This window comes from Euzebya sp., from assembly GCF_964222135.1.
Lineage (GTDB): Bacteria > Actinomycetota > Nitriliruptoria > Euzebyales > Euzebyaceae > Euzebya.
The window spans coordinates 62,725-74,095 of sequence record NZ_CAXQBR010000067.1 but is presented as its reverse complement, the minus strand read 5'-3'; the positions used below and the strand labels follow the sequence as shown (position 1 = coordinate 74,095).

Sequence of the window (11,371 nt, the reverse complement as noted above, 5' to 3'; positions counted from 1 at the left end):
CGATGGACGATAACATGACGCCAGGTCCACCCGATCGGAGGCCGGCAGTGCAATCCAAGGTCCGTCCACTCGAAGCGCTCGGCGACATCGTCGGAGACGGCGCGACGGTCGCGCTCGGCGGGGCGTGGTTCGCCAACCACCCCATGGCCGCGGTGCGCCAGCTGCTCCGCGACGGTCGGCGAGGTCTGCACGTCATGAGCCTGATCGGCTCGGTCGACACCGACCTGCTGCTGGGCGCCGGCGACGACGTGGTCGAGCGGCTGACATTCTCCATGGTCACCCTGGAGGCCTTCGGCCTGGCGCCGAACCTGCGCCGCCGGGTCGAGGGCGGATCGCTCGAGATCGTCGAGATGACCGCCCTGTCGATGGAGGCCGCGCTCGACGCCGCCGGGCGGAACCTGCCGTTCATGCCGTACCCGGGGCTGGGCAGCCCTCCGGGCTCGGCCGTCCCCGGCCTGCACCCGGATCTGTACGTCGAGGTCGAGGACCCCTTCGGCGGCCCGCCCGTGACGCTGGTCAAGGCGCTCCGCCCAGAGGTCGCCATCGTGCACGCCACCCGTGCCGACGCCTCCGGCAACGCCCAGTTCGACGGCAGCTTCGCGATCGACGACGACCTCGCCAAGGCCGCCGACGTGGTGGTGGTGACCTGCGAGGAGGTGGTGCCGACCGACGTGATCGCGGCCAACCCGCACGCCACCAAGATCCCCGGGTTCCTCGTCGACGTGGTCATCGAGGCGCCGTTCGGGGCGCACCCGACGACGCACGTCCCGCGCTACGGCCTCGACGGCTGGCAGATGCTGGAGTACGCGGAGGCGGCGCTCGAGGGAGGACCGGCGTTCGAGCGCTACGTCGAGCAGCTGGCCGCCGAGGATGAAGCGGCCTACCGCAGGCGCGTGCTGGGGGACGGGCGCGGGGCCGTGCTCGAGGAGCTGGCGCGCCAGGGTCGCGTGCTCGAGGGGGTGCGGTCGTGAGCGAGTACACCGTGGCCGAGCTGATGGTCTGCCGCCTGGCGGCCGAGATGGAGGAGCGGGGCGTCACCGTCCTCGGGTCCTTCACGCCGCTGGCGTACGCGAGCTACATGCTGGCCAAGTGCACCCACGCCCCGGATGCGTACCTCGTCGGGTACAACGCCATGGGCATGGCGCCCGTGGAGCTGTCGTTCATGAGCTCCGAGGCCGCCGCCTACGAGCGTGCCACCGCCCGCTGGGGGTTCCTGTCCGCCGTCAACGTCATCCACCTGGCCAACCGCGGCAACGTCGAGTGCGTCTCCTCGGCCCAGATCGACGGGGACGCGGCGATCAACCTGTCGGTGATCGGTGACTACGACCGGCCCAAGGTCCGCCTGCCGGGCGGGGTGGGGGCCCCCGAGGTCATCCAGAACTACCGCAAGATGCTGGCCTACTTCGGCCGCCACGACGCCCGGACGCTGACGCGGGAGGTCGACTTCGCCACCGGCAAGCGGACCCCGATCAGCGCAGGCGCCCGCAGCCAGCGGGGCCTGCAACCCGGGCCAGTGATCATCGTCACGCCGATCGCGGTGCTCGTGAAGGATGACGACGGCGCGCCGTTCACCCTCGAGAGCGTCCACGACGGGGCGACGCCCGATGACGTCGTCGCCGCGACGGGGTTCGAGGTCCGCGTCCCCACCGCCGTCCGCCAGACCGTCGAACCGACCCCGGAGCAGCTGCGGCTGCTGCGCGAGGAGATCGACCCCTTCGGCACGATCCAGTTCGACTTCCTGGCGGGGCGTGAGCGCCTCCCATACCTCCGGGGGATCCTGGAGGCGGAGTGGGCACGGGCCGAGGCAGCGGTCGCCGGCCGGGAGACGACGTGATGGCCACCGATCCAGGGGTCGTGGTCACCGACCGCGACGGCGTCCGGCTGGTCACCGTCGACCGGCCTGCGGTGAAGAACGCGCTGCACACCGCCGCCTACGACGCGATCACGACGGCCCTCACCGAGGCGCGCGCACGCGACGACGTGTCCTGCGTGGTGCTCACCGGCTCGGGGTCGGACTTCACCGCGGGGTGGGATCTCGCCGAGGCCGCCGACCCCCCGCCCGCGGTGGACGACGGGCGAGAGCACGGGTACCCGCCGTTCATCGAAGCGGTGGAGTCCTTCCCCAAGCCGCTCCTCGCGGCGGTGCGCGGGGTAGCGGTCGGCATCGGGTTCACCCTGCTGGGCCACTGCGACCTGGTCGTGTTCGGGCGCACAGCGCGCCTGAAGGCGCCCTTCGTCGGCCTGGGGCTGTGCCCTGAGGCGGGCGCCACCGTGACGCTCCCCGCGCTCCTCGGCCGCCAGCTCGCCACCGAGCTCCTGCTGACGGGCCGCTGGCTGCAGGCGGAGGAGGCGGTGGCCGCGGGGCTCGGGGTGGCCGTGGTCGATGACGACGACGTGCTCGACCACGCCCTCGACCTCGCGGCAGCGCTGGCCGCCCAACCGATCTCGTCGCTGCGCGCCACCAAGGAGCTGCTGCTCGCCAGCCGCCTGCCGGCCGCCCAGGCCGCCAGGCGTCTGGAGGACCAGACCTTCGCCGGCCTGCTGGGAAGCCCGGCGAACGTCGCCGCGGTCGAGGCGCTGACCGGAGGTCGTCGGTGACGAGGGTCGACACCACCGACCCATTCGGGCTGCAGGCGGACCTGCACGTCGACCTCGGCGAGGACGTCGAGGCATTCCGCGCCGAGCTGCGCGGCTGGTTGGCCGGCAACGTGCCGAGAGGGCCTCGGCCGACCGATGAGGCGGCGCGCTTCGAGATCGGCCGCGCGTGGCAGCGGCGCATGGCCGAGGCCGGGTGGGCGGGGATCGCCTGGCCCACCGAGTACGGCGGGCGGGGGGCCGGCGCCCTCCAGCAGTTCGTCTACTACGAGGAGCTCGCGCGTGCCGGGGCGCCTGCGCCGGTGAACCAACCGGGGATCATCCTGTTCGGCCCGACGCTCATGGTCTACGGCAGCGAGGAGCTGAAGCGCCGCTACCTGCCGCGCATGCTCACCGCCGAGGACGTCTGGTGCCAGGGGTTCTCCGAGCCGGAGGCGGGATCCGACCTCGCCGGCCTGCGGACGACGGCGCGGCGGGACGGCGACGGGTACGTCGTGCACGGGCAGAAGATCTGGACCTCGTGGGCCGCCTACGCCGACCGCTGTGCGCTGCTCTGCCGAACCGACCCGGACGAGCCCCGCCACCGCGGCCTGTCGATGGTGATCCTCGACCTGCACCAGCCTGGCGTCGAGGTCAGGCCCATCGTGCAGATCACCGGGGAGCGGGACGAGTTCGGCGAGCTGTTCCTCGACGGCGCCACGGTGGCGGGCGACCACCTGGTGGGCGAGGAGGGCCAGGGCTGGGCGGCGGCGATGCGGATGCTCGAGTTCGAGCGATCCGACCTCGGCCTCCACGACCACGCCCGCCTGCAGGTCCGCCTCAACACCATCGGGGCGTTCCTCGCCGATGCGATCAGCGACCGGCGACTCACCGGCCTCGACGCCGTCGACCTCAGGCGTCGCTTCGCTGATGCCTGGGTCCGCTGCGGGCTGCTGCGCCAGTTCAACCTGGGCGTGGCGTCGGAGCTCGCGGCCGGACGCCGCCCCGGCGCGATGTCATCCGTCCTCCGGTTGTACTGGAGTGACCTGGCCCAGGTCGTCGAGTCCCTCGGCCTCGACGTGGTGGGACCGGACAGCCCCCTGGCGGTCGACGACGTCCGCACGTACCTGCACAGCCGCCACACGACCATCGCCTCCGGGACCTCAGAGGTCCAGCGCGGCATCGTCGCCGAGCACGTCCTCGGCCTGCCCCGCGACCGTCGCGGGGGGTGAGGAGCGACCATGCAGATCCCCTTGGATGAGGAGCAGGCGACGTTCGCCTCGGTCGTCCGCGAGGTGCTCGTCCGCACCGACCCGCCGGGGGAGCGCACGTTCGACCCCGGCACGTGGGCTCAGCTCGTTGCCGGTGGGTTCCTCGATGCGGTGTCCGCCGACGAGCCGGGCGGCACGGTCTTCCTCGGGTTGCTCGCCGAGGAGGTCGGACGTGCGGCGAACCCGGTGCCCGTGACCGCGTCGGTGGTCCTCGCCGGCCACGCCCTGTCAGCTGCCGGCGCCGATGAGGATCAGGTGGCCGCGCTGCGCGGGGGACACCGGCTGGCGGCGCTGCTGCTCGACGTGGGGCAGGCCTGGGAGACACCGGTCTTCGGGCTCGCCACCGGAGGTGATCAGCTCGTCGTGTCCGGGAGCTGTGCCGCCGTCCTCGGCGCCGGCATCGCGGAGGTGTGGATCGTCCCGGCTCGGCATCTGGACGGCGGCACGTGCCTGGTCCGGGTGGACCCTGCCGCATCGGGCGCACACGTCGCCCGGTCGCACCTCGACCTCACCGGGACGGTCGCGACCGTCACGCTGGAGGGGTGCCCGGCCACGCCGCTCCACACCGCCCGAGACGTCGCCACGGCGCTCGACGCGGCGTTCCAGCGCGCCGCCCTCGCCGACGCGGGGGAGATGGTCGGAGCCGCCCAGCGCTGCCTGGACCTCACCGTCGCCCACCTGACCACGCGTCGGCAGTTCGGCCGGCCGATCGGGACGTTCCAGGCGCTGCAGCACCGCTGCGCGGAGCTCGTCGTCGACATCCACGCCGCACGCAGCGCCGTCCGATGGGCCTGCCGCGCTGCCGATGGAGGCGATCCGCTCAGCCACCTGCTGGTCGCCGGCGCCCAAGCGGTCGCCACCCGCGCGCTGCAGCGGGCGGCGGAGGAGTGCATGCAGATGCACGGCGGCATGGGCTTCACCTGGGAGCACGACGCACACGGCCAGCTCCGCCGCGCCACGTCGGGGAGGTGGCGGTTCGGGACAGCCGAGGTGAACCTCGCGCGCATCGCTGGGGGCCTCCAGGTGCCGGCGCCGCCCATTGACACCTCTGCATCCGCCAGATAAGAAGATAATCCGGTGCCAGTATTTCGAGCCGAGGAGGCCCTGAAGTGACGCGACGACTTGTGGTGGCAGTGCTCGCCATGGCGATGGTGATGGCCGCGTGCAGCGGCGACGACGGCGGGGGAGACGACGGTGGTGCGGACGTCTCGTCCGACGCCACCGAGCAGGGCGGCGACGCGGGTTCCGGCGGGACGTGCGACGACGGAGACCCCCTGCTCATCGGGGCGGTCCTGGACATCACGGGCGCGGTCGCGGAGGTCTCCCAGCAGCAGCAGGAGGGGATGGAGATCGCCGTCGAGGAGATCAACGCCGGCGACGGCGTCCTCGGCCGCTGCGTCGAGCTCGTCGTCCAGGACAGCCAGAACGATCCGACCCAGGCCGCCACCGTCACCCGTGAGCTGATCGACCGCGACGAGGTCGACGTCCTCGTCGGGCCGGTGAACAGCGGACCGCAGGGCGCGAGCATCGAGGTGTCGCGGGAGACGGACACGTTGCACGTCGTCGGCGCGCTGGCGCCCATCGACTACGAGGAGTTCCCCTTCGTCTTCCGCAACGAGTTCGCCTCGCAGCAGGTGGGCCCCGGGTTCGTGTCCTTCGCCGAGGAGCTGGGTGCCGACGCCATCGGCATCCTCGCCTCCAACGACGCCTTCGGCACCTCCATCGCCGACGCGGTCCAGGCGACCGCCGAGGAGACCGGTGCGGAGATCACCGCCGTCGAGTTCTTCGACCCGCAATCGGTCGACCTGCTCCCGCAGGTGCGCGCGGTCCGGGACTCCGGTGCAGAGGTCGTCGTCTCCGTCATCACCGGCCAGGCGGGCATCTCCGCCCTCAGCGCCCGCCAGGAGCTCGGCTGGGATGCACCCGTGCTCGGCTTCTCGGGCATCGCGACCCCTGAGATCATCGAGGGCGTCGGCGAGGAGGCGATGGACGGCGTCTACGTGACGCTGAACTACGACAACCTCGTCCGCTCCGAGGGGGAGTCACAGCCGTCCGACGAGGCGGTCCAGGCCTTCATCGAGACGTTGAAGGAGTTCCGCGGCGAGGACCCGCTGACGTTGAACGTCCAGTGGCCGGCCGGTGGCTACGACATGGTGATGATGCTCGCCGACGCGATCGAGGGGGCGGGCGACGTGGATGCCGAGGCGGTGCGCCAGCAGCTCTACGACAACGGCTACGACGCCCTCAAGGCCGACTACGAGGCCGAACCCGGAGACCACGACCTCATCCCCGATGACGCGCTGGCGTTCGTCGTCGCCGGCACGCTGGAGGACGGGACCCTCGAGCGCGTCGAGACGGAGTGACGCGCCGCCACGAGCGGCGGGGCCAGGGAGAGAGCAGAGCATGAGCTGGTTCCTCGAGACCGCGATCGTCGGGTTGACCGGCGGTGCGATCTACGCCCTCATCGCGATGGGCTACAACGTCATCTTCGCCACCACGGGCGTGCTCAACTTCGCGCACGGCGAGTTCTTCATGGGTGGGATGATGCTGGGGGCGTTCCTGTTCGTCAGCTTGGGCCTCCCCGTGCTCGTCGCCCTCGGCCTGACCGTCCTGGCCGCCGCGGTCGTGGCCGTCGCCGAGGAGCGCATCGCCGTCCGCAGCGCCACCAAGACCGGGCAGGGCCTCGGCAGCCTCGGGTGGGTGCTCTCGACCCTCGGCGTCGGGATCATCATCCGCTCGGGCTTCACGTTGACCATGGGACCGCAGCTGCGGACGTTCCCCGACGTCATCCCCCTGGGCTCCTTCCGACTGTTCGGCGCGGTGATCTCCGCCCACCGCGTGCTGCTCATCGTCACGGCCCTGGCGGTCGGGGCGCTGCTGTACGCGTTCCTGGAGCGCTCGCTCCTCGGACGCGCGCTGGGCGCCGTGGAGCAGGACCCGGACGCCGCGCACCTGCGGGGCATCCCGGTCGTCCGGCTCGGGGTCCTCGCGTTCGCCATCGGCGGTGGGCTGGCCGCCTTCGTCGGCTTCCTGGCAGCGCCGCTCAGCGCCGCGGTCTCCTCCGTCGGGCTGATCTTCGGCCTCAAGGGGTTCATCGCGGCCGCAGCCGGTGGGATCCCGTCCATCAAGGGTGCCCTCATCGCCGGCTTCGGCGTCGGGCTGCTCGAGGTGTTCGGCGCCTCCTACCTGGGTGCGGGGTACCGGGACGCGATCGTGTTCGCAGCCCTGCTGCTCATCCTGTTCATCCGCCCGTCGGGGCTCTTCGGCTCCGAGAACGTCCGGGCCGTCTGATGGAGCGCTTGACCTCTGCGGGTCGACGTCGCCGTCCAGCCGTGCCCGCGCTGGCGGTGCTGGTGCTGCTGCTGCTGGGTCCCGGCGTCTTCGCCCGGGCCATGAGCGGCCTCACCAGCATCGTCGTGTGGCCCTTCACCAGGGAGCTCGAGTTCGCCTCGAGCCGCTACGAGATCTTCAACGCCGAGCTGCTGCTGACCTACGTCATCGTCGTCCTCGGCCTGAACCTCGTCTTCCAGACGGGGATGATCTCGCTGGGCCACAGCGCGTTCTTCCTCGTCGGGGCCTACACGTTGGGCCTGACGACCACCGCGCTCGGCTGGTCCTTCTGGCTGGCCCTGCCCGCCGCTGCGGCGGCGAGCGCGCTCGTCGGGCTGGTCCTCGGCGTGCCCGCCATCCGCCTCGGCCTCTTCACCCTGGCGATGGTCACCGTCGGGTACGCCATCGTGTCTGAGACCCTGGTGCTCGAGTGGCGATCCATCACCGGTGGCGGCGACGGCCTCCGCGGCATCGAGTACCCCGGCCTGTTCGGCGAGCTCGAGTCCTACTACTGGCTGCTCGTCATCGTCGTGGTGGGGACCTTCCTCCTCACCCGCAACTGGCTGCGGTCGCCTCTCGGACGTGCCGGACGCGCCACCGCGGACAACCCGGTCGCCGCGCAGTCCATCGGCCTCGACGTGCGGATGGTGAAGGTCCGGTCCTTCGTCGTCTCCGCGGCGCTGGCGGGCCTGGCGGGTGCCCTCTACGCACCCCTCATCGGGTTCCTCTCACCCGAGGGGTTCCGCGTCGACCTCTCCGTCCTCTTCCTGCTCATGGTCCTGCTCGGCGGCGGCGGGACGGTCGCCGGACCGATCCTCGGCGCCGTGGTGCTGTTCCGCATCCCGCTCGCCGTCGAGGACATCACCGGGCAGGCAGGCGACATGAGCCTGCTGGTGTACGGCATCGTCCTGGTCATCTCCGTCCACCTCGTGCCGCAGGGCTTCATGAGCGCGTGGCGGTTCCTCCGCGACCGCGTCGGGCTGGGGCGGTCCGCCGCGGGTCAGGCGGGATCCGAGCCGGTGTCCCCCGATGCCGCGGACGACCTCGGGGGGTCGCGGATCGCGATCGGCGAGCACCTGCCCGCCACGTCCACCACCGCGGGCCCGGTCGCCATCCATGCCGAGGGGCTGCGCAAGAACATCGGCGGCGTCCAGGCGGTGGACGGCGTCGACCTCCGGGTCGGCCCTGGCCAGGTGCACGCGCTGATCGGTCCGAACGGCTCGGGCAAGACCACGACGCTCAACCTGCTGTGCGGCTACGTCCCCACCGACGCCGGCACCGTCTCGCTCGGCGGGGAACCGGCCGAGGGACCCGCTCACGAACGCGCCCGTCGCGGGCTGGCGCGCACGTTCCAGACCCCCTTCGTGTTCGAGAACATGAGCTGCCTCGAGAACGTCATGGTCGCGCTGGACCGGCACCGCTCGGTCAGCGCCCTCGCGTACCTGCTGCGGACGCGCGCGGCCCGGGCGGAGGAGCAGGCGGCCTACGACCGGGCCGTGGCCATCCTCCGCGGCGTCGGGCTGGACGACGTCGAGCAGGAGGCGAGCGTGCTGCCGCCCGGTCGACGGCGGCTGCTCGAGATCGCGCGGGTCATCGCGTCCGCGCCGACCGTCGTCATCATGGACGAGCCCGCCGCCGGTCTGGGACACGAGGAGATGGCCGACCTCGAGGCTGCGGTCACCGCCTTCCGGGAGGGCGGCCTGGCCGTGCTGCTGGTGGAGCACCACGTCGACCTCGTGATGCGGCTGGCCGACGAGATCACCGTGCTCGACTTCGGGCAGGTGATCGCCCACGGCGACGCGGACGTGGTCCGCGATGACCCCGCGGTCGTCGCCGCCTACCTCGGCACCGAGGCGAGCGCGGCGCTGGACGACCAGGTGGAGGGTGCGTGATGCTCGAGATCGCTGACCTGCACGCCGGCTACGGCCTGGTCCCCGTCCTCCACGGCATCTCGCTGTCGGTCGCGGAGGGCGAGGTCGTGGCGGTCATCGGCGCGAACGGCGCCGGCAAGTCGACGCTGCTGCGGACGATCTCCGGGTTGACCGACGTGACCGCGGGCGCCATCACCTTCGACGGCCACGAGCTGGTCGGCCGCTCACCCGCGGCCATCGCGGGGACCGGCATCGCCCACGTCCCCGAGAACCGCCGGGTCTTCCCCCAGCACCCCGTCCAGGACAACCTCCGGCTCGGTGCCTACGTCCACCGCCGCGACCGGAGGGCCATCAGCGAGGACCTCACCGCCGTCTACGAGCGGTTCCCCGTCCTGGGGGACCGGCGGACGCAGCAGGCGGGGACGCTGTCGGGCGGCGAGCAGCAGATGCTGGCCATCGGCATGGCGCTCATGGCTCGCCCACGCCTGCTGATCATGGACGAACCCTCCCTCGGGCTGGCGCCGATCATCGTCGAGCAGGTCTTCGCCGAGATCGGGTCGCTCGCCCGGAGCGGCATGACGATCCTCCTCGTCGAGCAGCTCGCCCGCGCCGCGCTCGGCATCGCCGACCGCGGCATCGTGCTGCGGCTCGGCCGGATCGTGGCGACGGGCTCCGCCCAGGCCCTCCGCGACGATCCTGAGGTGCGAGCGGCCTACCTCGGCACCTGATCCGCCGACGGCACCTCAGCGGTCACCGACGGCCAGGTCGGCGAGGACCTGGCGGCGGAGCACCTTGCCGCTGGCCGTCCGGGGCAGCGTGGCGCTGATCCGCACCTGCTTCGGGACCTTGTGGCCGGGGAGCCCGGCACGGCAGAAGTCGATGAGGGACGCCTCGTCGAGGACCACGCCCTCGCGTGGCACCACGACGGCGCACACCGCCGACCCCCAGCGATCGTCAGGAACGCCCACCACGACGGCCTCGTACACGTCCGGGTGCTCGTGCAGGACGTTCTCCACCTCGCTCGGGTGCACGTTCTCCCCGCCGGTGATGATCATGTCGTCCTTGCGGTCGGTGAGGTACAGGTAGCCGTCGTCGTCGCGGTGACCCAGGTCACCGGTCCGGAGCCACCCGTCCTGCAGCGCGGCAGCGGTCGCCGCCTCGTTCCGGTGGTAGCGGTCGAGCAGCGCGGGCCCGCGGACGACCACCTCTCCCGTCGTGCCCGGCGGTACGGGCACACCGTCCGGGTCGACCACGGCCGTCTGCATCCCGATGCCGTCGCGACCGACCGAGCGGAGGAGCTCGGGGCGACCTCGGGGGTCGTGCTCCTCGGGGCGGAGGGCGGAGATGCCGAGCGCCTCGGTCATGCCGTAGACGTTGAGGAAGTCGCAGCCGAGCCGCTCCATCGCCCGCCGGAGCAGTGCCGGGGGCATCGGTGCGGCCCCGTACATGATGCGCTGCAGGCTGCCCGCATCAGCGGGCGTCACCTGACCCTCCTCGAGCAGCATGTTCAACATGGTCGGGACCATCTGGGTGTGGGTGATGCCGTGGCCGCGCAGGGCATCGATCACCGGACCGGTCTTGAACCGCGGCAGCACCACCGACGTGGCCCCCACGTACGTGAAGGCGTACCCGACCTGGGAGCCGATGTGGAACAGGGGCATGGCGGCGAGGTACGTCGAGTCGTTGCGGGCGGCCATCTCGTGGGCCATGGCGACGATGCCCGCGTGGAGCGCCCAGTGGCTCAGCACCGCGCCCTTCGGCCGACCCGTCGTGCCGCTCGTGTACATGATGGCCCCGGGAGCGGACGCGTCGATGAACGGCGGAGACGCGGCCGGACGGGCGCGCTCCAGGACGACCTCGTAGCCGGTCTGCTGGTCATCGTCGTCGAGACGCCACACCAGCGGGACAGCCGGAGCGCTGGACGGGAGGTCCATCCCGCGTCCGAGGATCACGGCCGCGGGCGTCGCATCGGCGAGCACGGCCACGAGCCCGGCATCGTCGTAGCGGTAGCTCAGCGGGACGAAGACGGCGCCCGCCCGGTGCACGCCGACGCGGATCTCGACGTACTCCGGCTCGTTGTAGGCCAGCAGCGCGACGCGGTCGCCGGGCTGCACGCCGCCGGCGCGGAGGGCTGCCGCAAGCCGATCGGCGCGCTCGTCGGCCTCGGCGAAGGTGATCCGGCGAGCTCCCGCGACGATGCACGGGCGGCGGGGGGTGCGCGAGGCGCCGTGCAGGAGCAGGTCGGGGACCTGGCGTGCGGGCGGGCCGGTCATGGACACGTCCGGGCCGGCCACAGTGCACACAACATGGCGTCGGATTATAGAT

Annotated in this window: 10 protein-coding genes; 9 read left to right on the top strand and 1 reads right to left on the bottom strand. The window is 72.1% G+C overall.

Going from position 1 to position 11,371, the window contains the following annotated elements; translation table 11 throughout:
- Positions 1–47: 47 nt before the first annotated feature.
- From ACEQ2X_RS14690 to ACEQ2X_RS14650, 9 genes are all read left to right on the top strand, one after another.
- Complete coding sequence (locus ACEQ2X_RS14690; protein WP_370326575.1) at positions 48–971, top strand: CoA-transferase; 924 nt, start codon at positions 48–50, stop codon at positions 969–971.
- Positions 968–1,834 carry a hypothetical protein gene (locus ACEQ2X_RS14685; protein WP_370326574.1) on the top strand — a complete coding sequence of 289 codons (867 nt, stop codon included), beginning with the start codon at positions 968–970 and terminating at the stop codon, positions 1,832–1,834. Before ACEQ2X_RS14690 ends, ACEQ2X_RS14685 begins: the two co-directional genes overlap by 4 nt.
- Positions 1,834–2,598 (top strand): enoyl-CoA hydratase/isomerase family protein, encoded by a 765-nt coding sequence (locus tag ACEQ2X_RS14680; RefSeq protein WP_370326573.1) that lies wholly within the window; start codon positions 1,834–1,836, stop codon positions 2,596–2,598. Before ACEQ2X_RS14685 ends, ACEQ2X_RS14680 begins: the two co-directional genes overlap by 1 nt.
- Positions 2,595–3,806: an acyl-CoA dehydrogenase family protein gene (locus ACEQ2X_RS14675; RefSeq protein WP_370326572.1), complete on the top strand. Its 1,212-nt coding sequence runs from the start codon at positions 2,595–2,597 to the stop codon at positions 3,804–3,806. Before ACEQ2X_RS14680 ends, ACEQ2X_RS14675 begins: the two co-directional genes overlap by 4 nt.
- Before the next feature lie 9 nt (positions 3,807–3,815).
- Entirely contained in the window at positions 3,816–4,910 is a 1,095-nt protein-coding gene (locus ACEQ2X_RS14670) for an acyl-CoA dehydrogenase family protein (protein ID WP_370326571.1), read from the top strand.
- 62 nt (positions 4,911–4,972) lie between these two features.
- Positions 4,973–6,208 carry an ABC transporter substrate-binding protein gene (locus ACEQ2X_RS14665; protein ID WP_370326570.1) on the top strand — a complete coding sequence of 412 codons (1,236 nt, stop codon included), beginning with the start codon at positions 4,973–4,975 and terminating at the stop codon, positions 6,206–6,208.
- Positions 6,209–6,248: 40 nt separating this feature from the next.
- On the top strand, positions 6,249–7,136 hold the full coding sequence (locus ACEQ2X_RS14660; RefSeq protein ID WP_370326569.1) for a branched-chain amino acid ABC transporter permease: 888 nt from the start codon (positions 6,249–6,251) through the stop codon (positions 7,134–7,136).
- 41 nt (positions 7,137–7,177) lie between these two features.
- Complete coding sequence (locus ACEQ2X_RS14655) at positions 7,178–9,067, top strand: ATP-binding cassette domain-containing protein (RefSeq protein WP_370326568.1); 1,890 nt, start codon at positions 7,178–7,180, stop codon at positions 9,065–9,067.
- Positions 9,067–9,774 carry an ABC transporter ATP-binding protein gene (locus ACEQ2X_RS14650; RefSeq protein WP_370326567.1) on the top strand — a complete coding sequence of 236 codons (708 nt, stop codon included), beginning with the start codon at positions 9,067–9,069 and terminating at the stop codon, positions 9,772–9,774. The genes ACEQ2X_RS14655 and ACEQ2X_RS14650 overlap by 1 nt, the downstream gene beginning before the upstream one ends.
- A 15-nt stretch (positions 9,775–9,789) precedes the next feature.
- On the opposite strand, the gene ACEQ2X_RS14645 is transcribed toward ACEQ2X_RS14650, so the two are convergent.
- Positions 9,790–11,319 (bottom strand): class I adenylate-forming enzyme family protein, encoded by a 1,530-nt coding sequence (locus ACEQ2X_RS14645; RefSeq protein WP_370326566.1) that lies wholly within the window; start codon positions 11,317–11,319, stop codon positions 9,790–9,792.
- Positions 11,320–11,371: the final 52 nt, after the last annotated feature.

Bases quoted from the DNA above. Each gene is read 5' to 3' on its own strand.
- ACEQ2X_RS14680 (WP_370326573.1), top strand. From the start codon at position 1,834: ATGGCCACCGATCCAGGGGTCGTGGTCACCGACCGCGACGGCGTCCGG.
- ACEQ2X_RS14670 (WP_370326571.1), top strand. From the start codon at position 3,816: ATGCAGATCCCCTTGGATGAGGAGCAGGCGACGTTCGCCTCGGTCGTC.
- ACEQ2X_RS14660 (WP_370326569.1), top strand. From the start codon at position 6,249: ATGAGCTGGTTCCTCGAGACCGCGATCGTCGGGTTGACCGGCGGTGCG.
- ACEQ2X_RS14650 (WP_370326567.1), top strand. From the start codon at position 9,067: ATGCTCGAGATCGCTGACCTGCACGCCGGCTACGGCCTGGTCCCCGTC.
- ACEQ2X_RS14645 (WP_370326566.1), bottom strand. From the start codon at position 11,319: ATGACCGGCCCGCCCGCACGCCAGGTCCCCGACCTGCTCCTGCACGGC.